Source organism: Pseudarthrobacter sp. MDT3-1 (assembly GCF_054510755.1).
The window spans coordinates 20,389-41,612 of sequence record NZ_JBTNDX010000031.1; the positions used below are offsets into that span (position 1 = coordinate 20,389).

Here is a 21,224-nt window from a genome sequence, read left to right on the forward strand (position 1 = left end):
CAGCCGCGCTACGTCAGAACATCGGCAGCAGGAAGCCTGCGATGAGCGCCACGGCACCGATCCCGGTGAGCACGCGGCCAAGTACGACGGCGGTCCGCCCCACCGCTTCGGGCGCTGCGGTCTGCCACTGCGTGGGGCGCTTCGGGTGGTAGTAGATCGGCAGCGTGTCGCCCACGGCCAGGTCCTTGATGTCGTGGGGTGACATCGGGGCGTGGTGGACCTGGTACTTGCGGTCAAACCAGCGGAAGCCCGTTCCGGTAGCGTCCGCGTAGACCACCGCTTCCGCAACGGTCCAGGGGTGCACAAACCGCCGAAGGATGCCCGAGTAGAAAAGCAGGGCAAGCCCCGGCGGAAGGCACAGCCAGGTCATCATTTCCAGGATGGGACCTGCCATTTCAAGCGCAGTGGGCATAGCAATGATGCTACCGGGAGTTTGCGCCCCCCAGCGTGCCCCTGCCCGGCGGAATCAGCCGATGGGCTCGGCCATCTGCTCCACCACGTACTGGGCATCCACGGTGGATCCTGTCGTGGGGTCTGTCATCTCCACTTTCCAGCTGCGGGCAAACTGGTTCACCCCGCTGGTCATGGCCACCGTGCCGGAAATGAGGACCGTCCCCGGCTCATTCAGGCCGCGCGCGGTCAACACCTCCAGCCAGTAGTCCGGGGGCAGCAGGGCTTCCAGCGAGCTGTCTTGGATCAGCGTGTCCGCGGTATCACCCTGCCCCACCCAGCCCTTCAGCGTGATCTGGTCCAGGTGGTCGCGCACGTCCTCCAGCCGCCACGCCTTGCGGCCCAGGACGTCCGGGCTGGCATTCTTGCTCCAGGCCACCCCATGGACCTCAAGCTCGCGGTCCGTGTGGTCGCACGCGACCGTCAGCAGCACGCCGTCGTCCGTGATGACCAGCGCCCATTCGGCTTCCCCGGAGGTCCGGGCATGCTGCACGCGGACTTCGGAAACCTGCTGCGCCAGGTACGGCGAGATCGGGTAGAGCGCCGGCGTGGTGGCGGGGCCCGGAACGCCAAGCTCGGCCAGTTCGGCAATGTGGGCCTGCACTTCCTCCAGCTCCCGCCCTGCATAACCGGCGTTCAGGAGGTGCTTGACCTGGACTGTCCGGGTGCTGCCGTCGGGAAGTTCGAAGCTCAGAGTCGTCATGTTCTGTCCATCCTTTGCGTGTCCTGCTGGAGAAATTTACAAACTGGAAACCGGAAACGGTGGCCAATGTACATCCAGTATGCGTAATGTATACATTTAACGCCAGCGTGACAGGCGTCACCCGTAAACATCTCGTGGAGGACAACACCCATGGCTAACGTCCCAGTTCCGGCTTCCGGCGCAGCGCCGCGTCCGGACAAGCCGATTCACCCCAAGGGCCTGTACAAGGCCTTCGCTGCCAGCCTCACCGGCACCGCCCTCGAGTGGTATGACTTCGCCGTCTACTCGGCGGCGGCCGCCGTCGTATTTCCCCTCGTGTTCTTCCCTTCATCCGATCCCCTGACGGGCACCATCCTGGCCTTCTCCACCTATGCCGTGGGCTACGTGTCCCGGCCTGTTGGTGGCATCATCTTCGGCCGCCTGGGTGACCGGATCGGACGCAAGAAGGTGCTGGTGACCACCCTGATGATCATCGGCGTGGCCACGGTGCTGATCGGTGTGCTTCCCGGTTACGACAGCATCGGCCTCAGCGCGCCGATCATCCTGGTGCTGCTGCGGTTCGCCCAGGGCGTGGGAGTCGGCGGCGAATGGGGCGGCGCCGTGCTGCTCTCCAGCGAATACGGCGACCCCCACCGGCGCGGCTTCTGGGCGTCTGCAGCCCAGGTGGGCCCGCCCGCCGGCAACCTTATGGCCAACGGCGCCCTGGCTGTCCTGACCCTCGCCCTGACCGAGGAACAGTTCATCGGTTTCGGCTGGCGCATCGCGTTCCTGGTCTCGGCCGTGCTGGTCGGCTTCGGCCTCTGGATCCGCCTGAAACTGGAAGACACCCCCATCTTCAAGGCCATCGAGGCCCACGGCGAACAGCCCAACGCCCCTGTCCGCGAGGTCTTCAGCACGGAACTCCGGCCCCTCATTGCCGCCACGCTGTGCCGGGTGGGCCCGGACGTGCTCTACGCCCTGTTCACCGTTTTCACCCTCACCTACGGCATCCAGACACTCGGCTACGAACGCAGCCAGGTGCTCACGGCAGTCCTGATCGGCTCCGCGTTCCAGCTCTTTATGATCCCGCTGGCCGGCGCTGTGTCCGACCGCTTCAACCGACGCATGGTCTACGGCACCGCGGCTGTGGTGGGCGCCGTGTGGACGTTCGTCTTCTTCGGCGTCCTGGGCGCCGACAACGAGCCGATGCTCATTGCCGGCATTGTGCTGGGCCTCATGGCGCACTCGTTTATGTACGGCCCGCAGGCTGCCTTCATCGTGGAGCAGTTCTCACCGAGGCTCCGGTCCACGGGCAGCTCCCTGGCCTACACCTTCGCCGGTGTGATCGGCGGCGCCATCGCCCCGCTGATGTTCACATTGCTGCTGGCGCAGTTCGGCACCTGGATTCCGGTGGCCATCTACGTGGCAGTCGCTGCAGGCGTCACCGCCGTGGGACTGGCACTCGGCCGCGATTCCAACACCGTGGAGGACGAGGACTACCGCCTGCTGCTGGAAGGTTCCGCGGCAGCGCGGCAGCATTCCACCACCGGCCAAGGCAACTGACAATCCCAGCCAACAAGGGCGGCGCTTAGGTGCGGAGCAGGATATCCCGGGTGACAGCAAGGTGATGGTCAATGGCCTCCTGCGCCTTCACGGCGTCGCCGGACACCAGGGCATCGAGGATGTCCTGGTGTTCGGCGCACACCTGTCCGCGCCGGTCTCCGGTGCGGAACAAGGCCGAAACGCCCACCAGGATTTGCCGGACATGGAGCTTGCTGTACGTTCGGGAGATGAGCTCATTGCCGGCGGCGTCGATCAGAAGCTGATGGAAGAGGGTGTCCAGCCGGATGAACTCCTGCGCAGCCTCCGCATTCAGCTGCTCGGGAAGCTGGGCCTGCAGGTCCAGGGTGTCCTGCATCGTTTTCGCAGGAACGCGGTTCTGTTCGATTACCAGGCGGGCGGCATGGCTTTCCAGCACACCCCGGAGTTCCATCAGTTCCGACATTTCGCGGCCAGTCACCGGCGGAACATAGGCTCCGCGCTGCGGAATCAGTTCCACCAGGCCGTCGGAGACGAGCAGCAGGAGCGCCTCCCGGACCGGAGTTCGCGAGACGCCGATCTCGGCGGCCAGCTCCTGCTCGTTCAGGAACTTCCCCTGCACCTCCGGGTCAACCAGGATGTTTTCGCGCAGGTACGCGTACGCCTTCTCGCGGCCGGACGCCGCCGACCCCGAACTTTTTCGCATACATTATGTATACAACAGATTGGAGTAATTTCATGCGTTTAGCAGTGGCCCAAATCATCACCGGAGCCGATCTGGCCGCCAACCTGGAGCTCATCCGAGACTACGCCACGCGGGCCAAAGCCGCCGGAGCGGAGCTCGTGGTGTTCCCGGAAGCCGCCATGCGCGCCTTCGGCAACAGCCTGAAGGACATTGCCGAGCCGCTGGACGGGCCGTGGGCCACCGCCGTCCGCAGCATTGCCCAAGAGCTGGACATCACGGTGGTGGCTGGTATGTTCACGCCGGGCGACGGCGGCCGCGTGCGGAACACCCTGCTGGTCACCGGCCCCGGCGTCGAGACCTCCTACGACAAAATCCACCTCTTTGATGCATTCGGATTCGCCGAGTCCGATACCGTGGACGCCGGAACAACCCCCGTGACCTTCGAAGTGGACGGCACCACGTTCGGCCTGGCCACCTGCTACGACGTGCGGTTCCCGGCACTGTTTACGGCCAATGCCAAAGCCGGCGCCCAGGTCAACATCGTCTGCGCCTCGTGGGGTGCCGGCGAGGGCAAGGCTGAACAGTGGGACCTCCTGGTCCGCGCCCGCGCGCTGGACAGCACCACCTTCGTGGTGGCCTGTGGACAGGGCGACCCGGCAAGCGTCGGCATCGCCTCCGCCGGCAAGGCTCCCACCGGCGTCGGCCACAGCGCCGTCATCTCTCCCCTGGGTGCTGCCCTGGTGGCCCTCGGCGGCGAACCGGAACTCGCCGTCGTCGACATTGACCCGGCCGTCATTGCCGAGGTCCGCGGCCAACTGCCCGTCCTGGTCAACGCCCGGACCTTCTGACCCGGGGGGGGCCAGCCCCGCGGATTCTCCCCGCGGGGGCTGGCCGCCACGGCGGTGAGCCGCCGTTCACTTTCAGGAAACGTTGCCCTTTCAGCGTCCGACGGCGGCTTCTCACCACGTCCGCGGACCGGCGCCCGCCGTCGCTGGCATCGGAGTCTCAGAGCTTCCCGTCCCGGCGCCGTTCAACAGGTCCCGTTTACACGCCGGAAACATCACCGTCATGCGATCTTCACGTAAGCCGCCGGGCCGTAACATATCCGCAACTTAGCGAAGCGCAAACGGAAACACGCGGCGACAAATATTGATCGGGGGGATTGCGCGGGCCAGGTAGGAAAGTCCCCGTACTCAGGATCAATGGAAGGGACCCACCGGTGGAGATCACTGCGCAACACGTCTGGATGATGATCGCGGCGGCAATGGTGCTGCTTATGACACCTGGGCTCGGTCTCTTCTATGGCGGCATGACGCGCGCCAAGGCAGCGCTGAACATGATCATGATGAGCTTCATCTCCGCCGGCATCGTGGGAGTTGTGTGGGTCCTATGGGGATACTCGATGACCACCGGCGAGGGAATCCTGGGCATCTTTGGCAACCCCTTCGCCAACTTCGGGCTGCAGAACCTCATGGGCTCCCCTGACCTCATCAAAGCAGGCTTCAGCGCTACCTTCGCCATCATCACGGTGGCCCTCATCAGCGGGGCCATCGCCGACCGCGCCAAGTTCAGCGCCTGGGCAGTGTTCGTGCCGCTGTGGGTCACGCTGGTTTATTGCCCCTTGGCCTACATGATCTGGGGCGGCGGGCTTATGAGCACCGGCGGAGCCATCACCGAGGCGTTCGGCCAGGTCATCGACTTCGCCGGCGGTGCAGTGGTGGAAATCAGCTCCGGGACGGCCGCCCTGGTCCTGGCGTTGGTGGTTGGCCAGCGCCACGGCTTCGCCAAGGATCCCAGCCACCGCCCGCACAATGTCCCCTTCATCATGCTGGGTGCGGCCATCCTGTGGTTCGGCTGGTTCGGGTTCAATGGCGGTGCCGCCACCACCGCGGAGCAGGCCGGCCTGATCTGGATCAACACCCTGGTCACCCCGGCCGCGGCCATGCTCAGCTGGCTGCTGGCGGAGAAGATCCGCCACGGCCATCCCACGTCCCTGGGCGCAGCCTCCGGTGTTGTTGCCGGCCTGGTGGCCATCACACCGTCCTGCGCCAACATCAGCCCAGTGGCCGCCATCGGCCTGGGCCTGGTGGCCGGTGCGGCCTGCTGCGTGTTTGTTGACCTGAAGTACCGGTTCGGGCTGGACGACTCCCTGGACGTGGTTGGAGTCCACCTCGGCGCCGGGCTCATCGGCACACTCGCCCTGGGCTTCGTCGCACTCCCCGTGGACGGCCAGGGCGGCGGCCTCTTCTACGGCGGCGGTCTCCAGCAACTGACGGCACAGACCGTGGCGGTGGTGGTCACCGTAGTGCTCTCCGGCGGTGTGACCCTGGTGATCGGCCGGGCCATCAACAGGACCATCGGGTTCCGGGTGAGCCACGAGTCCGAGATGGCAGGGGTGGATCTCTCCGAGCATGCCGAGACCGCCTACGCCTTCGGCGGGCTGGGTAGCCACTTCAACCCGCTGGGCCGCGGCGTCACGGCACCTGCTGCCGCTCCCGCCAAGGAAGACACCTTCGCCTGAGGCCACAGGGTTCAAAAGCGCTCAGTCGGCCAGGATCCGGTAGAGCGCGCGGCGGGTTTCGTCGAGCTTTTCCACCGCAGCATTGCGCTGTTCTTCCGTAGCGGCCGTGCGGAACTGATGAATGACCCCCATCAGCTTGCCCACACTCTGGTGGAAGGCGGGTCCGGATCCTTCCGCATCGCTGTTCCACGCGTTCTCCAGTTCCTCCGCATGCTCGGCCACGTAGGCCTTGCCGGCGTCGGTGAGGGTGAAGTCGGTCCGCCGGCCCTCGCTGAGGGGCGCAATGAGGTCCTCGTCCACCAACTGCTGGAGTGTGGGGTAGATCGACCCGGGGCTGGGCCGCCATGCGCCGGATGTTTTCTCCGCGATGGTCTTGATCAGCCCATAACCGTTGGACGGGGCCTCGGCCAGCAGTGACAGGATGGCCCACCGGACGTCCCCCCTGCTTGCCCGCCGGGGACCGGGCCCAAAGCCGGGACCGAACCCTCCGCCAGGTCCAAAACCGGGACCAAATCCGCCCCTTGGGCCAAAGCCCGGGCCAAACCCTCCCCCGCGGTGCCCGTGCGGTCCGCGGCGGCCCCTGCCGCGCTCAAACCGTCCGCGCTCGAACTGTTCCCGCCCGAACGGCGGTTCCAAAAACTTGTCGTCGTGAATGCCTTTCATGGTGGCATCGTCCCTTCGCTGTCTTCTTGAATGCTCTGGCCTTTGTTGATGGTTATCGGTCAACTACTCACCGACACTTAACGATATATCGGTATGTATCGCGTGACAAGACCAGAACACGACTATAGGGACGGAAAATACCGGCTTGGCATCAGTTGGTCCAGGATGTGGATGCAACAGGTGCAGCGGCGTATCCTGTTCACACGTCGCGAGCTTGAGGGCTGAACAATGGCGCAGCAAAAGAAACGCAGGCACCGGTTGGCCTCCACCCTGGGGAGGGTCATCGGATTCTTTGCGGCGAGCGCCATGTGCGGCGTCCTGGCCGCAAGCCTGGTGGTCCCCGCTGTTGCGACTGTCGGTTACGGAGTCAGCACCTCCATCAGCTACTTTGAAAATCTCCCCACGGAACTGATCGTCGCGCCGCCGTCGCAATCCACCAAAGTCCTCACCTCCGACGGCCAGCCGATCGCCACGTTCTATGCCGAGAACCGGATCAAGATCCCCCTGGACCGGATATCCCCCTATGTCCGGGATGCCATCGTGGCCATCGAGGACAGCCGCTTTTATGAGCACCCCGGCATCGACACGCAAGGGATCCTCCGTGCCGCGATCTTCAACCTGACGAATGCGGGCAGGCAGGGCGCCTCCACTATTACCCAGCAGTACGTCACCAACGTGATCAACGAGTCCTTCGTGTCCCAGGACAAGACCGACGAGGTGATCCTCAGCGGCCAGAAGAGCATTGGGGACAAGCTCCGGGAGATGAAGCTGGCCATCGCGCTGGAGAAGAAGTTCAGCAAGGACCAGATCCTCGAGGGCTACCTGAACATCGTGTTCTTCAACCGCGAGGCATACGGAATCGAGGCGGCGGCACGGTATTTCTTCAGCACCACGGCCATGGATCTCACACTGCCGCAAGCCGCCCTGCTGGCCGGGCTGGTCAACAGCCCCAGTTACTACAACCCCGCGGTCAATCCGGAGCAGGCCACAAGCCGCCGGAACCAGGTTCTTGCCGAGATGCTGGCCACAGGCAAGATCACCCAGGCGGACCACGACGCCGCCGCGGCCACGCCCATCGAGCTCAAGCTCAGCCCGGGGAAGCAGGGCTGCGCCCACGCCCAGATGGCACCCTACTTCTGCGACTACATTTCGCGCCTGATCCTGAACAACCCGGCCTACGGCATTACCCTGATCGAGCGCGAGCGGAAGCTGTACAGGGGCGGGCTCACCATCGTCACTACGCTGGACAGCCGGCTCCAGGCGGCGGCCCAGGCGCAGGTGGACGCCACCGCCGGGGCGAATCCCGACCGCTGGGGCGCGTCGCTGGTGTCGATCCAGCCGGGCACCGGGAAAATCCTGGCCATGGCGCAGAACACGGTGTTCCTGCCGGCCGAGGGCAGGTTCGATACGCAACTGAACTTCAACGTGGACTCCCGCGATCCGCAAGGCAATGACCTCAACGGGGCGGGCGGTTTCCAGCCAGGCTCCACCATGAAGCCCTTCACATTCGCCGAGTGGCTGAACGAGGGCAAGCCGCTGACGGGCATGGTGGACGCCTCCCGCCGGGTGTATCCGCTCGGCTTCCCGTGGCGCTCCAGCTGCGGAAAGGTACTCGGCGCCTACAGCACGGCGCAGAACAACCCTGAGCTGGGCGCCGCCGATGACCTGCAGAACGCCGACGAGGGCTACTACCGCGCCATGCCCGTGAACTACGGGCTGTACAACTCAATCAACACGGCCACCTTCGCCTCGGCCACCCAGCTCGATTTCTGCGGCATCCAAAAGATGGTGGACACCGTGGGGCTGCACAGCGGACTCGATGGCGCCCAGATCAACATGCATCAGCTTGGCAATCTCCTCGGGGCAATCGGCGTGGCGCCGGTCCATCTGGCCAATGGTTTCGCCACCTTCGCCAACGACGGCCGGTACTGCTCCCCCATCGCCGTGCTTGAGGTGACGGATGTGTCGGGCGGGAAACTCCCGGGCCAGACCAGCGAGTGCCGCGACGCCGTCAAACCGGAGGTTGCCCGGGGCGTCAACGCAGTCCTCCAGGACGTATTGAAGGTCGGCTCCGGTGTGTGGATTAACCCCAAAATCCATACGCTGATGCCCATTGCCGCCAAGACCGGCACCTCGAACAACAACGGCTCCACCTGGGTGGTGGGCTACACCTCGGGGCTGGCCACAGCGTCCTTCTTCGGCGATGCATTGGAAGGCCAAAACCGCCCCGGCCAGAACGTCACCGTCAACGGCCAGTTCTACCCGCGCCTTGACGGCTACATGATCGCCGGGCCGCAGTGGGTCAACTACATGCTCCAGGCCGCCCCTCTCTACCCGGCGAACCCGTTCCCGGCGCCGCCGGCATCCATGGTGGCTCCGCCGAAGCCGACCCCTGCCCCGGCCGCGCCGAGGCCTGCTCCCGCCCCTGCGCCAGCCCCAGCACCCGCTCCAGCGCCGGCTCCCCCGCCAGCTCCCGCACCCGAGCCACCTCCTGCCCCTGAACCCGCACCCGCCCCGCCTGCTCCGCCAGCACCGCCAGCACCGCCCCAGCTTCCGGACCCTCCGCCTGCGAACGGCTTCCCGGGAGGCAGGCGCTGAGATCCGACGACGGCGGGAGGCGCCGCCGTCGTCCGTTGCCCCCCGTCCGCTCAGCTACTCTCGCCCGCTCAGCTATGTGGTGCCGCGCCAGAGCCGCTGCCACCAGGAGCGCTGCGGCTCCGGTTCAGGCAGGGCGTCCTGTGCGCGGGCGGCACGGCGTTCGTGCCAGCGCGCCACCTCGGCGTCGACGTCCCGCGTTTTGGTGATGACGGGCGGGCCGCCCTGGAGCTGGCGTCGGGCGTCGATCACCCGGGCGTTGAAGTCAGCGAGGATGTCCCGGACCTGCTTTTCGGTGAACTGGGCATCAAGGCGGCCGTCCAGTTCGGCGTCTTCGGTGCGGAGCAGGATGGCTTTGGGGCCCAGCCCGCTGATGTTCTCGCGCTGGATCAGGCCCTTCACCCACCAGTCAGGATCGTAGGCCTCCCCCAGCCCGGGGATGGGCTTGCCGGCGTATTTGAGGTTGTCGAATTTGCCCTGTGCCATGGCGTCCCGGATCAGATACTCCGCCCGCTGGGCATCGTCCACCTTCTTGCGCTTGCCCCGGCCCTTCGCCTCCGCAGCCTCGAGTTCGGCCTCTTCTTCAGCGCTGATCCCCGCACCGCGGTAGGAGCGCACTTCTGCGGCCCGTTCCAGCCGGCGCTTGAAATACCCCGCCCCGCCGCTCATAGAATGCCACCGCCTCCGTGCCTGAATCGGGTCTTTTTTCCAGTATTCAAGCGTCCGCATCTGATTTCAACGGTGCCAATGGCAGCCGCTTGGAAGCTCAGGGGAACCCTACGGACGGCAGCTCCGCGGTTGAGACCACAACGGCGCCGCTCGCCGTCGAATCCGGGTTCAGCATCCAGCCCATCCGCTTGGCGCTGCTCAGGATCACGACGCTCTCCACGAGCTCGATCTGCGGGATGCGTTGCTGGAGGGCCAATTCGGCGTTCATCACATCGGCCAGCGAATTCAGCCACATGAGGATCACAAAATTTGTGCCTCCGGTGGTGGACGCGCTGAACCGGACAGTGCGGAGGCTGCGGAGTTCAGCGGCCGCGGCCTCGTGCTGGCCCGGCGGCACGTTGGCGAACCACTGGCAGCTCACCGGGTAGCCGGAGAGATTCTGGGCAATTTCACAACGGAAGGACAGCAGCCCGCTGGATACCACCCTGTTGAGCTGCCGCTGGACCGTCGCCGGGCTCCGGCCCAGGCTGCGCGCGATGTCCGCTGCGCTCGCTCGCGCGTCCCGCGCCAGGAACGGGATCAGATCCAGGTGGCTGGGCGGCAGTGGCGCCCCGGGTCTCGAGGCTGCCGAACCGGTGACTTCAGGACTGGCAACGGCCGAAAGCGCATTCTGCTTCGCCTTGTCCAAGGTATTGAGCCGCCACGCATGGCCAGCGGAGTGCAGACGGGTACCCAGCGAGGTCCGGTACTTCACCAACCCGCGGATCTCCTTGAACCGCGGAAGGACATGATCCGTGAACCGGGCCAAGGTGGGCGCTATGACCGTCAGCATGAGGTCCCTGTTGCTTGCCGCCTCTTCCACTGTGACCACCTCAGGGATGGCGGCGAGCGCCGCGGTCACCTCCGCGCGCAACCGCATTTCGCAATCCACGCTCACCAGTGCCAGGCACATCTTTTTGGGATCGCCGATCAGGTGGGCCGTCGTCCAGGCCGCCCCCGACAATCTCAGCCTGTCCCAGCGCGCAGCCAGCGTTGTGGCGTGCACTCCCAGCACATTGGCTGCATCCGACCAGCTGATCCGCGGCGCGACCTGCAGCACGTTGATCAGGGCAAGGTCTTCCTCGCTGAGTACCACTTCGCACGCTTCTATCTCTGGTGAATGAATCCTGCCGTATCCATCATACTTTTGATTTTTTTCAGCTATTTCCCAGCCTGTGAACCACATCACCACACAATGGGATCAGGTCGCTGACCAAACGTTCAGAAATTAGGAGAGTAGATGTCAATCACCACCGATGCGAAGGATCTGCAGGCCGACCTTGGCCGGCTGCGTCACGAGCTGCATCAGGAACCGGAGATCGGCCTGGACCTCCCCCGGACCCAGGAAAAAGTCCTCAAGGCGCTCGACGGCCTGCCGTTCGAAATCACCCTGGGCAAGAGCACGACGTCGGTCACGGCCGTCTTGCGCGGCACCGCGCCGCACGCATCGGCAACGAAACCAGCGGTCCTCCTGCGGGCCGACATGGACGGCCTCCCCGTCCAGGAACGCACCGGCGTCCAGTTCGCGTCCAAGATCGACGGCGCCATGCACGCGTGCGGCCACGACCTCCACACCGCCATGCTCGCCGGAGCAGCCACGCTTCTGGCCGAGCGCCGGGACCAGCTGGCCGGCGACGTCGTGCTGATGTTCCAGCCGGGCGAGGAAGGCTTTGACGGGGCGGGCCACATGATCCGCGAAGGCGTGCTGGACGCGGCCGGGCGCCGGGTTGACGCCGCCTATGGGATGCACGTGTTTTCCGCCTTGGAGCCGCATGGCCGGTTCTGCACCAAACCGGGCGTGATGCTGAGCGCCTCGGACGCCCTCACCGTCACGGTTCTGGGCGCCGGCGGCCACGGCTCGGCCCCGCACGCGGCCAAGGACCCCGTCACGGCGGCCGCAGAAATGGTGACAGCCCTGCAGGTCATGATCACCCGCCAGTTCAACATGTTCGATCCCGTGGTCCTGACGGTGGGCGTCCTCCAGGCAGGCACGAAGCGCAACATCATTCCGGAATCGGCGCGCATCGAAGCCACCATCCGAACCTTCTCGGATGCCTCCCGGGAGCGGATGATGACCGCCGCTCCCACGCTGCTGAAGGGCATCGCCGCTGCCCACGGCCTTGAGGTGGACGTCGACTACCGTCACGAGTACCCCCTCACCGTCAACGACGACGACGAAACGCGCACCGCGGAGAAGACCATCGAAAACCTCTTTGGACACTCGCGCCTCACCCGCTGGGCCACCCCGCTCAGTGGATCCGAGGATTTTTCGAGGGTGCTGGCGGAAGTACCCGGGACGTTTATCGGGCTCAGCGCCGTCGCCCCCGGCGCCGACCACACCACCACCGCTTTCAACCACTCCCCATACGCCGCCTTTGACGACGGCGTCCTGTCCGACGGAACTGCTCTTTACACCGAGTTGGCCGTCTCCCGCATCGCAGCCTTGGCTTCGGCCCACTAAAACCCTCAAATCCTGGAGTACACAATGACCACAACTGCAGGCGTCCCAGCAGACGTCCAGGTTCACAAGTCCCACCTGCGCACCCTCGTCGGCACCGGCATCGGCAACGCCGTCGAGTGGTATGACTGGGCCATCTACGCAACGTTCGCGCCTTTTATCGCGAGCGCCCTGTTCAGCAAGGAGGATCCGACGTCGGCCTTCCTCGCCACGCTGGCGATCTTCGCCGTCGGCTTTGTCGCCCGCCCATTCGGCGGCTTCGTGTTCGGCTGGATCGGTGACCGGATCGGCCGCAAGACGTCCATGACGTTCGCCGTCGGGCTCGCTGCTCTGGGCAGCCTGCTGATCGGTATCGCACCGACCTTCGAAGCCGTCGGGGCCTTTGCGTCAGTCATGCTGCTGGTGGCCCGCCTGATCCAAGGCCTTGCCCACGGCGGCGAGCTGCCGTCGTCGCAGACATACCTCTCCGAAATGGCGCCGAAGGAAAAGCGCGGCTTCTGGGCAACGCTCATCTACACCTCCGGCACCGTCGGTATCCTGGCCGGAACCATCCTTGGCGCCACCTTGTCCAACGTCCTGAGCAAGGCTGACATGGGCGCCTGGGGCTGGCGGATCCCGTTCATCATCGGCGGCATCATGGGCCTGTACGCCCTGATCATGAGGGCGCGACTGAAGGAAACTGCGGTCTTCGAGGCAGAATCGCCCAAGGAAAAGCACGAGCCGATGTGGCCGCAGATCTACCGGCACCGCAAGCAGGCCCTGCAGGTTATCGGACTGACCGTCGGCCTGACCGTGGCTTACTACATCTGGGGTATCGTGACGCCCAGCTACGCCGCGTCTGTGCTGAAGATGGACCGCGGAGAGACCCTTTGGGCCAGCGTTATAGCCAATGTACTGTTCATCGCCGCACTTCCGTTCTGGGGCAAGCTGTCGGACCGCATTGGACGCAAGCCCGTCATGATCATGAGCGCCGCCGGCGCCGCGCTGTTCCATTTCCCCATGACCTGGCTGCTGAAGGACTCCCCGTGGCAGCTCACGGTCACCATGTCCGTCATGCTGTTCTTCATCGCAGGAGCGGCCGCGATCGTACCGGCCGTGTACGCCGAGCTGTTCCCCACCAAAATCCGCACCGTTGGTGTGGGCGTCCCCTATTCCATCGCGGTTGCAGCCTTCGGTGGAACGGCACCGTACCTGCAGGCCTGGCTCGGCTCGATTGGGCAAGCCAACCTCTTCAACGTCTATGCGGTACTTCTGCTGGCCGTCAGCATCGCGGTTGTGTTCACCATCCCGGAAACGAAGGGCAAGGACCTGACGCACTGATCTGTTCCAGCCCGGCAAAGCTCCATGGTTGCCACTGTCAGGGCGGCCACAACGACACAAGAGACGCCGACGGCGGGAGGTCCCGCCGTCGGCGTCTTTTGTGTGGGGCGCGTGCCCCGGCGAGGAGACTCAGCCCAGGTGGATGGGCTGGTCCTCGTCGCTGCCGCTGAACGTTTCCCTGGTGATGGTGATCAGCAGGAGTGCGAGCGGCGCGATCAGGATGGCCACGCCGGCGGCCCAGAGGAAGACCGACGAGTAGCCGGCGGAAAGCGCAACCATCTGGCTGCCACCGGCAGCGCCGGCGGCCGCGGTTGCTGCGGCGGCGATGGTGCTGAAGAGGGCGATGCCGAGTGAGCCGCCGATCTGCTGCGAGGCGTTGACCAACGCACTGGCCACGCCGGCGTCATCCTTGTCCACACTGAACAGGGCCAGATTCTGCATGGGCACAAACACCATGCCCAGGCCGATGCCCATCAGGATGAGCGCCGGCAGCATGTTGACCGCATAGGTCCCCTCGGCAGTGACCTGGGTCAGCCAGAGCATGGCCGCCGCCATAAAGGCAGGCCCGACGGCGGTGGGGATTTTCGCACCCAGCTTAGGCAGGTTTTTGGCCACCAGGGCCGCGGTGACGATGAGGACCACCGTCATGGGCAGGGATGCGATCCCGGCGATGAACGGCGCGAAGCCCAGCACGATCTGGATGTAGAAGTTGATGAACAGGATGCCGCCGATGAGAACCGCACCGGAGAGGAACGCCGCCAGGAAGGCCGCCGCCCGGTTGCGTTCCGTCGCCACACGCAGGGGAAGGAGCGGGTGCTTGACCTTCTTTTCGACGGCGACAAACAGCACCAGCAGCACCACACCGGCAAAGATGAAGCCCCGTGCCTCCGGCGCGCCCCAGCCATGCTCGGCATTGGTGAAGCCGTACACCAGAGATCCCAGGCCAAGGGCTGCCAGGACGACACCGGGCCAGTCGTACTTGGCAGGGCCTGCCGCTTTGCTCTCGCGGACCATGTATATCACGCCGACCAGGGCAATGATGGCGATGGGCACGTTCACAAAGAACGTCCAGCGCCATGACATGTAGTCCGTGAGGAACCCGCCCAACAGGACGCCCACCGCCGCACCAACGCCGCTGATGGATCCGAAGATGGCGAAGGCCGTACCGCGGTCCTTGCCGCCGGGGAAGGAAACAGTCAGCAGCGCCAGTGCCGCCGGAGCCAACAGGGCAGCGAAGAGACCCTGCAGCGCACGTGCGCCGATCAGCTCCCAGGCTTCCTGCGCGATGCCGCCGGCCAGCGACGCAATGGCAAAGCCTGCGGCCGCGACGATGAAGGTCCGCTTGCGCCCCCAGAAGTCCGCGACACGTCCGCCGTGCAGCAGGAAGGCGCCGAACACGAGGGCGTAGGCCGTGACCACCCACGACCGTGTGGTGTCGCTGACGCCCATTTCGATCTGCAGGCGCGGCAGCGCCAGGTTCACGATGGTGCCGTCAAGCACCACCATGAACTGTGCCAGGGCCAGGAAGACCAGAGCCCCCCACTGGCCTCTTGGCCTGCCCTCCTGTTTTGCGTCTGGTTCCGCCGTCTGTGTTGCCGCGCCCATTTTTCACCCTTCAAAGTCCTAATACTTATATAAGTATAAGTACTTTCAGGGCGCAGAAAAGACCCGCTTGAGGTGATGTCCGCTACTCGGGCTCGGCGAGGAAGCCGGCAAGACGCTCCAGTGCCGGCAGGCTTGCGGCAAGCTGCTCCCGCTCCGCCGGCAGCAGCCGCGACCCGGCGGATTCCAGCGCCTCTGCCCACGCCGACTCCAGGACGGCCCTGATGCGCTGCGCCTCGGGCGTGGGATGAAGCACCACATACCTCTTGTCGGCCACGTCCCGCGTGCGCGTCACCAGGCCCAGGGCAACGAGCTCCCGCAGTTGCGCGCTCACATTGCTGAGCTGCCTGCCGAGACGGGCGGCCACTTCGGCCACCGTAATGCCGGGGTGGCGTTCGATGACCCGGATGATGTCCAGCAGTCCGCTGGAGAGAGGGAGGACGCCGGTGCCGTCGTGGGATTTCCGGTGCACTTCGAACGAGATGTCGAGGATGGCCACCGCCAGATCCCGGGTCTTGTCGGCATCCGGTTGCTGTTCAGTGCTGCTGAGGCTTGCCATCCTCCAAGCATAGGGGCGATGCGGGACTGCCCTTCAGGGCTACTCCGCGGGCAGGAAGCAGCCATGTCCGGGGCTTAACAAATAACAATGCGCGCTCCCACAAGGTAAGTCTGGTGGGAGCGCGCACTACCCACTACCCTAAAGGACTCCCATGGACTCTCACGCTGCCAGCGAGGACGCCAGGCCCCTCACCCTTTTCTGCGCCTTTGCGCTCAAGCAGGCAGTCCAGGACGTCATCCTTCCGGCATACATTCAGGCCGGCGGGACGCCTGTAGAGGCGGTCTTCGAGCCCACCTTCCGCTTGCTGACGCGGATCGAATCCGGGGCCCGGCCCGACGTCATGGCAGGCATCACCGGATCACTCGCGGACCTCGTCAAAGCCAACATCCTGACGGACCCCAGGCCTGTCGCCCGGACCGGTATCGGTGTGGCAGTTCCGCCGGACGCGCAGATTCCAGACATCAGCACCGTGGAGGCCTTCATCGCCGCCGTGACATCGGCCCGCTCCGTGGCCTATTCCCGGAGCGGCCCCAGCGGCATCTATTTCGCCGGCTTGCTGGAACGGCTGGGGATTGCGGAGCAGGTCAAGGCCCGGGCCACCGTCATTGATGCTGGGCCCACGGCCGTGGCGCTGCTGGACGGCCGGGCCGACATTGCGATCCATCAACTGAGCGAACTGGTCCTCGTTCCGGAGGCGGCAATCGTTGGCCCCCTGCCCGCGGCGGTCCAGGAGTACACGGATTTCTCCACGGCGCTGGGCAGCGAAGCGTCCCGCGTGGCAGGCGCCACGGCGCTCCGCGACTTCCTGCACAGCCCCGGGGCCCTCGCGGCCTACTCGACCAACGGGCTGGAACCCGCCTAGAGCATCAGTACCCAACGCAAAGGGGAGAGTCCGACGGCGGGTCGTCCCGCCGTCGTACTCTCCCCTTTGCGTGAAAAACGTCAGCGTTACTCAGGTCCGGGCGTGTTCCGCGAGCAGGGCATCGATCTGGCCCGCCGCCTCCCGAATGCCCTCTTCCATGCCCATCTGGACCATCTGCTCTTCTGACTCGAAGGTGGACCGAACGGTCATCCGGGTGCGGCCGCCGAGGTCTTCGAGGTCAACGGCGGCATGGGTGATTCCCATGGCCTCGTTCGGGGCGCCGTCATCATCCGCGAAGCCGTCGTCGAACTCGAGCTTGCGCGGCGCCTCGATGGCGGTGAAGCGCCACCAGCCGCCGACTTTCTCCCCCTCGGGGCCGGTCATGTAATAGCCGGCCTTCCCGCCGGGCTGGAAGTCGAACGCCTCGAACGTGGCCGGCCAGGTGGGCGGACCCCACCACCGCTCCAGCTGGCGCGGGTCTTCCCAGATCTGCCAGACCTGCTCGACGCCGGCGTCGAACTCGGCCACGAGGGTGAAGCTGAGCGCTTCGAGATTCTTGGTGGAACTGATAACAGGCATTGCAAAACCTTCCTATCCTTCAGCCAGAATGTCTGCGATCCGCCCGGCGCGCTGCCGCCAGATCGCCTCATACTCATCGAGCAGCCGGCGGGCCTTCCGCAGTCCTTCGTGGTCACCCCGCACAATCTGCTCCCTTCCGCGCTTCTCCTTCGTTACCAGGGAAGCCCGCTCCAGCACCGCCACATGCTTCTGGACGGCGGCGAAACTCATGGCGTAGAGGGCGGCGAGGCCGGAGACGGAATACTCCCCCGCCGTCACCCGCCGGACAATGTCCCGCCGCGTGGCGTCCGCGAGCGCCTGGAACAGGCGGTCCACGTCCGCGTCTCTGAGCTGATCTACAACCATTTGGTTGTACGATACTCCCGGGGCGGCAGGGTGTCAAGGCTTGAATGCGTTCCGCGAGGTGGCATTTAACGGCAGTTCCGCCGGTCACTATTGCCGCGAAATGCCATCTGGAAGGGACCCTGACGGAGACCTCCGATGCCTCCGGGTTTGACGCGGGTACCCGCCATTGTCCACAGTGGGTCAGTGCCTGACACTGTCCCCAACGAAGCGCAAGGTCCGGCAGTCCCGGACGGGCCATCCCGATGGCGGCAGATCGCCGCACTGGTCGGCTTCCTCGCGCTTTCCTGGACCGTGTCGTTCTTGGGGTCCCTCCCGATCCGAACGGCTGCCGGCGGCTGGTACGCCCTGGCGGACAAAGCCCCCTGGACGCCTCCCGGGCTGATGTTCACGTCAGTCTGGCTGGTCCTGTACGCGGCAATGGCCGTGGCGGCCTGGCTGGTGTGGCGGCAGCGGCGCCACCCGCGCCGCCGCGCACTCAGGCTCTATAGGCTCCAGCTGGCCTTGAACCTGCTCTGGCCCATGACGTTCTTCGGGCTGTATCCCGCGCTGGGGACCGCGGCGCTCTGGCTGGCCCTGGTTGTCCTCGCCGCCCTCACCTTCGCAGCGGCCCTGACAGTTCTGCGCTTTGGACCCATCAGCCCAACGGCCGGACTGCTGATGCTGCCGAACGTATCGTGGCTGGTGTTTTCGGCGTCCCTGAACCTTTACGCCGCCGTCAGTAACTAAGGCCGGCGCGAGCGTGTAATCGCTCACACTTTGGCCATTTCTGTTGCAAATCTCGGCGGCAAGCATGAACCATGAGATCGGGACCTCGGTCCCGCACTACCAAGATCAGCAATCCTCACCGACGAGGATGCGGCCCCCTCAAGGACGACGCGGAGCCGTTAACTGCATGAGCGAAAGTACTGACAATGACGTTTGAAAACACTGACTCCATCACGCTGAAAATCTGGGACCGGTCTGCGATTGAGCACACCCTTGAGAGCATTGTGCACGACCTCTCAGTGAAGGCGAACACCACCAAATGCCGCATTGCGGTCCAGTGCAGCGGCCCCAACACTTTCACGGTCAGCGTCCGTGGCCAGGAACGTCAGCTCGCCACCGTCTGATCGGTTCACGGCTAAAAAGCAGAAGCGGACGACGGCGGGAGGTTTCCGGCGTCGTCCGCTTCTGTTTTGCTTCCAGGCTGACAGCCTTACGCCCTGGCTTGGCGGCTCACCATCTCGTTGATCCAGATCGGCGCGAATGGCGAGGTGCAGTTCGGCGTCGTCGGGTAGTCCTTGAGGACCTCGAGCCGCTCGCCGATATCGAGCGCCCGGGCCCGGTGCTCTGGATGCTCGATCCCAATGAAGGCCAGGGTGTGGTTCATCGCCCACTGCAGCCGGTCCGGGGCGTCCTTCATCTGGGCCTCGATAGTGTCCAGCAGCCCAGGGAGGTCGAGCCCTGCTGGCTTTTTCGCCACCCGTTCGCTGGTCAGGGCCCAACCGGCGCTGGCGACCACCGGATCCGGGTCAGCCATCCAGGCCACGCGCAGGTCCTCCGCGTGCGGGCTCTTCTTCACGACGTAATTCACGAGCCAGTCGTGGACTTTGGGGGCGCGCGCCTCGCGGAGCATGGTGTCCAGCTCGTCGCGTTCGAAGGCCTTTGGCCGGCAGATCAGCAGCGCCACCAACCTGGCCGGAGTGTCGTTCGTGGACCAGAGCTCGCGCGCGAGTTCCTGCTGCGTCTTCAGCCGCTTCGCGACCGCGCGCAGCTTGGACAGGTTCACGCCGTGGTCGTCGCCGCGCTTCTCGTTCGCCTCGCGCATCTTCGGGTCCTCAAGCACGGCCAGCTCGGCCATCACTTCGCCCAGCAGCCCGGCCGTTATCGTCTCCGACATTGTCACCCTTTCGGTCACCCTTTTGTCGGTTCCAGCCTACGGCTGCCGGCGGGCTTGCAGCAGATGCGACCGTCAGTGGTCCGCGTCAGTTATGCGGCCATTATCGACCGCCGGTGGCCACCCAGGAACCGAGCGGCTCCTCCGCCACTTCCGTGTCCGTGTCCTCGGTCCCGCTGGGCTCAAAGCCGCGGGACTGGTAGTTTGCCAGAGCCGCGGGACTGGTAGTTTGCCAGAGCCGCGGGACTGGTAGTTTGCCAGAGCCGCGGGACCGTCGAGGGTGCAGGTGTGGGCCCAGACGCGGGAGACCGGCGGGAGGTCGAAGCGTTGTGCCAGCGACCATGCGGCCGTGATGGCGTGTTCAAGCAGCCGGCCGCCGAGGCCCCGTCCGATCGCCTGCTCTGAAAGGCCGAAGTACCTGACTTCGACGTGCGTGCCGTCCTCGGCGACGACGGGCTGAAGGTGGACATAGCCCCACGGCACGCCCTTGCCATAGAGGACCCAGACTTCCGTCCCCGGCACCGCGAGCTCCTCGGCCCATTCCTGCCGTGTCCACTCGAGCCGATCCGTCCAGTGCCACGGGCCGCCGACCAGGCCATAGAGGAAACGGGCATACTCCGGAGTGACCCCGTCAGCCCGGTCCAGCCGTGCCTCATCGGGCAACGGGCGCGCCGTCCAGGCGGGCGGCCGGAGCATCTGGAGCGTTGTGGTGGTGACCTTCATTGACAGCTCAAACTTTCGATTTCGATCGTCTGTCAATCCTATTTGAGACCGAAAGTACGGCGACTACTCTTCGCCGGTGTCCCGCGCTTCCAGGTGTCTCGCCATGGCTTCGCAGGCCTGGTTCCAGCGCGCCGTGAGGGCCTGCCGGTTCAACGGTTCGAACATGCTGTTGAGGACTTTCTCGACTGCGTCGTATGCGGCGTCCCGAACGCGCTCCTGCGCCGCTTGGCTGTAATAGTTCATGACAGGGATTCGTTACGGGGACCCCGAAAGATGGTGTTTCACGGCCGGCATGATTTCGGTGGCCAGCAGTTCGATGGAGCAGGCCGTTTCATCGAACGGCAGGCCGCCGAGGCCGATCTGGGCCATATAACGGCTGCTCCCAAGGGCTTCGTGGATTTCGAGGAGTTCTCGGTGACCTGCCTCTGGAGTCATCCGTGAGCCGACGGCGGCTTGGGCAACTCCCAGACCCGGGCAAATTCGTCGGCAACAAGGGACCAGACCTCGCGAAGACCATCCTTAACCGAGTCGATCCCATCGGCCAACGGCGGGAAGACGACGAATTCGTGTGGTATGACTATGCCGGCCACGTCCTGCCATCACGAAGGTCTGGGAACCGCAGCGCCACTTTTTCGCCGACGCGGCGACAGACTTCCGACTCACGCCCGACGCCCGACGCCCGACGCCCGACGCCCGAGAAGACTTTGTCGTATTCCGGGAGCGGATTCAAAAATCCCCCGTCTCGGAGAAACCGGAATCCCCAGGGCAATGGTTTGCACCAGGGGAGCTGTTGGAGTCGTTATTCGACCACAGCGGCCCCAGTCTCTTCCTGGTCATTGTCAAAGTAACCCCATGATTCGAAGGACTCTGCGCCTCTGTACCCACATGCCGAGCAGATATCCGCCTGGAGCCAACCCTGCTCGCCATCCTGCACCTGGATATCACCGTCAATAACTGGCTCTCCTGACTCTTCCGTGGGCGTTTTGAGCGCGCCTTAACGGACGCACGCCGCTTTCCGTCTATAGGTTTCTGACTGTCTAAGGAAAGAAACTTTTAG

At 65.1% G+C, this 21,224-nt stretch carries 22 protein-coding genes; 9 read left to right on the forward strand and 13 right to left on the reverse strand.

The genetic code is table 11. The features are described 5' to 3' along the window. Positions 1-13: 13 nt before the first annotated feature. Both ACX80X_RS18425 and ACX80X_RS18430 read right to left on the reverse strand, forming a co-directional pair. Positions 14-412: a DUF3592 domain-containing protein gene (locus ACX80X_RS18425; protein WP_252570467.1), complete on the reverse strand. Its 399-nt coding sequence runs from the start codon at positions 410-412 to the stop codon at positions 14-16. Between the two features lie 54 nt (positions 413-466). Further along, on the reverse strand, positions 467-1,153 hold the full coding sequence (locus tag ACX80X_RS18430; protein WP_252600255.1) for a DUF2848 domain-containing protein: 687 nt from the start codon (positions 1,151-1,153) through the stop codon (positions 467-469). Between the two features lie 150 nt (positions 1,154-1,303). Here ACX80X_RS18430 and ACX80X_RS18435 point away from each other — a divergent pair, with 150 nt between their 5' ends. Continuing rightward, positions 1,304-2,695, forward strand: a complete 1,392-nt coding sequence (locus ACX80X_RS18435; RefSeq protein ID WP_252614704.1) for an MFS transporter — start codon at positions 1,304-1,306, stop codon at positions 2,693-2,695. Positions 2,696-2,720: 25 nt separating this feature from the next. Here the strand turns inward: ACX80X_RS18435 and ACX80X_RS18440 are convergent, their stop codons facing one another. Beyond that, positions 2,721-3,377, reverse strand: coding sequence for a GntR family transcriptional regulator (locus ACX80X_RS18440; protein WP_459310035.1), 657 nt, complete (start codon positions 3,375-3,377; stop codon positions 2,721-2,723). 32 nt (positions 3,378-3,409) lie between these two features. On the opposite strand from ACX80X_RS18440, the gene ACX80X_RS18445 reads away from it, so the two are divergent. Together ACX80X_RS18445 and ACX80X_RS18450 are read left to right on the forward strand one after the other, a co-directional pair. Beyond that, positions 3,410-4,204 carry a carbon-nitrogen hydrolase family protein gene (locus ACX80X_RS18445; protein ID WP_252600252.1) on the forward strand — a complete coding sequence of 265 codons (795 nt, stop codon included), beginning with the start codon at positions 3,410-3,412 and terminating at the stop codon, positions 4,202-4,204. A gap of 371 nt (positions 4,205-4,575) precedes the next feature. Continuing rightward, positions 4,576-5,877: an ammonium transporter gene (locus tag ACX80X_RS18450; RefSeq protein ID WP_252600251.1), complete on the forward strand. Its 1,302-nt coding sequence runs from the start codon at positions 4,576-4,578 to the stop codon at positions 5,875-5,877. A gap of 21 nt (positions 5,878-5,898) precedes the next feature. Here ACX80X_RS18450 and ACX80X_RS18455 read toward each other — a convergent pair whose 3' ends face one another. After that, a complete protein-coding gene (locus ACX80X_RS18455) occupies positions 5,899-6,540 on the reverse strand; it encodes a PadR family transcriptional regulator (RefSeq protein ID WP_252600250.1) in 642 nt (213 codons plus the stop codon). A 228-nt stretch (positions 6,541-6,768) separates the two neighbouring features. Between ACX80X_RS18455 and ACX80X_RS18460 the strand changes: the two genes are divergently transcribed. Then, entirely contained in the window at positions 6,769-9,138 is a 2,370-nt protein-coding gene (locus tag ACX80X_RS18460; RefSeq protein WP_252609705.1) for a transglycosylase domain-containing protein, read from the forward strand. 72 nt (positions 9,139-9,210) lie between these two features. Here the strand turns inward: ACX80X_RS18460 and ACX80X_RS18465 are convergent, their stop codons facing one another. Both ACX80X_RS18465 and ACX80X_RS18470 read right to left on the reverse strand, forming a co-directional pair. Then, positions 9,211-9,804, reverse strand: coding sequence for a DnaJ family domain-containing protein (locus ACX80X_RS18465; RefSeq protein ID WP_252600248.1), 594 nt, complete (start codon positions 9,802-9,804; stop codon positions 9,211-9,213). Between the two features lie 97 nt (positions 9,805-9,901). Next, positions 9,902-10,939 (reverse strand): Lrp/AsnC family transcriptional regulator, encoded by a 1,038-nt coding sequence (locus ACX80X_RS18470; protein WP_252600247.1) that lies wholly within the window; start codon positions 10,937-10,939, stop codon positions 9,902-9,904. A 144-nt stretch (positions 10,940-11,083) separates the two neighbouring features. Here ACX80X_RS18470 and ACX80X_RS18475 point away from each other — a divergent pair, with 144 nt between their 5' ends. Beyond that, positions 11,084-12,304, forward strand: coding sequence for a M20 metallopeptidase family protein (locus ACX80X_RS18475; protein WP_252600246.1), 1,221 nt, complete (start codon positions 11,084-11,086; stop codon positions 12,302-12,304). A 24-nt stretch (positions 12,305-12,328) separates the two neighbouring features. Further along, positions 12,329-13,621: an MFS transporter gene (locus tag ACX80X_RS18480; RefSeq protein ID WP_252570491.1), complete on the forward strand. Its 1,293-nt coding sequence runs from the start codon at positions 12,329-12,331 to the stop codon at positions 13,619-13,621. 129 nt (positions 13,622-13,750) lie between these two features. Here ACX80X_RS18480 and ACX80X_RS18485 read toward each other — a convergent pair whose 3' ends face one another. Both ACX80X_RS18485 and ACX80X_RS18490 read right to left on the reverse strand, forming a co-directional pair. Next, positions 13,751-15,226: an MFS transporter gene (locus ACX80X_RS18485; protein WP_252600245.1), complete on the reverse strand. Its 1,476-nt coding sequence runs from the start codon at positions 15,224-15,226 to the stop codon at positions 13,751-13,753. 82 nt (positions 15,227-15,308) lie between these two features. Next, positions 15,309-15,782 carry a MarR family winged helix-turn-helix transcriptional regulator gene (locus tag ACX80X_RS18490; protein ID WP_252600244.1) on the reverse strand — a complete coding sequence of 158 codons (474 nt, stop codon included), beginning with the start codon at positions 15,780-15,782 and terminating at the stop codon, positions 15,309-15,311. Between the two features lie 151 nt (positions 15,783-15,933). On the opposite strand from ACX80X_RS18490, the gene ACX80X_RS18495 reads away from it, so the two are divergent. Continuing rightward, a complete protein-coding gene (locus tag ACX80X_RS18495) occupies positions 15,934-16,644 on the forward strand; it encodes a molybdate ABC transporter substrate-binding protein (RefSeq protein ID WP_459310036.1) in 711 nt (236 codons plus the stop codon). Between the two features lie 90 nt (positions 16,645-16,734). On the opposite strand, the gene ACX80X_RS18500 is transcribed toward ACX80X_RS18495, so the two are convergent. Beyond that, complete coding sequence (locus tag ACX80X_RS18500) at positions 16,735-17,223, reverse strand: SRPBCC family protein (RefSeq protein ID WP_459312996.1); 489 nt, start codon at positions 17,221-17,223, stop codon at positions 16,735-16,737. A 12-nt stretch (positions 17,224-17,235) separates the two neighbouring features. Beyond that, a complete protein-coding gene (locus ACX80X_RS18505) occupies positions 17,236-17,568 on the reverse strand; it encodes an ArsR/SmtB family transcription factor (RefSeq protein WP_252600241.1) in 333 nt (110 codons plus the stop codon). Positions 17,569-17,751: 183 nt separating this feature from the next. Here ACX80X_RS18505 and ACX80X_RS18510 point away from each other — a divergent pair, with 183 nt between their 5' ends. Both ACX80X_RS18510 and ACX80X_RS18515 read left to right on the forward strand, forming a co-directional pair. Next, entirely contained in the window at positions 17,752-18,294 is a 543-nt protein-coding gene (locus ACX80X_RS18510; RefSeq protein WP_252600240.1) for a TspO/MBR family protein, read from the forward strand. A gap of 185 nt (positions 18,295-18,479) precedes the next feature. Then, a complete protein-coding gene (locus ACX80X_RS18515; protein ID WP_058931239.1) occupies positions 18,480-18,677 on the forward strand; it encodes a hypothetical protein in 198 nt (65 codons plus the stop codon). Between the two features lie 86 nt (positions 18,678-18,763). Here the strand turns inward: ACX80X_RS18515 and ACX80X_RS18520 are convergent, their stop codons facing one another. The 3 genes from ACX80X_RS18520 to ACX80X_RS18530 form a co-directional block, all read right to left on the reverse strand. Then, the gene (locus ACX80X_RS18520; RefSeq protein ID WP_252600239.1) at positions 18,764-19,447 is read right to left on the reverse strand and encodes a DNA alkylation repair protein; all 684 of its coding nucleotides are present in this window, start codon (positions 19,445-19,447) and stop codon (positions 18,764-18,766) included. Between the two features lie 72 nt (positions 19,448-19,519). Next, positions 19,520-20,167 (reverse strand): GNAT family N-acetyltransferase, encoded by a 648-nt coding sequence (locus ACX80X_RS18525; protein ID WP_252600238.1) that lies wholly within the window; start codon positions 20,165-20,167, stop codon positions 19,520-19,522. A 63-nt stretch (positions 20,168-20,230) separates the two neighbouring features. Then, positions 20,231-20,410 (reverse strand): hypothetical protein, encoded by a 180-nt coding sequence (locus tag ACX80X_RS18530; RefSeq protein ID WP_252600237.1) that lies wholly within the window; start codon positions 20,408-20,410, stop codon positions 20,231-20,233. Between the last annotated feature and the right edge of the window lie 814 nt (positions 20,411-21,224).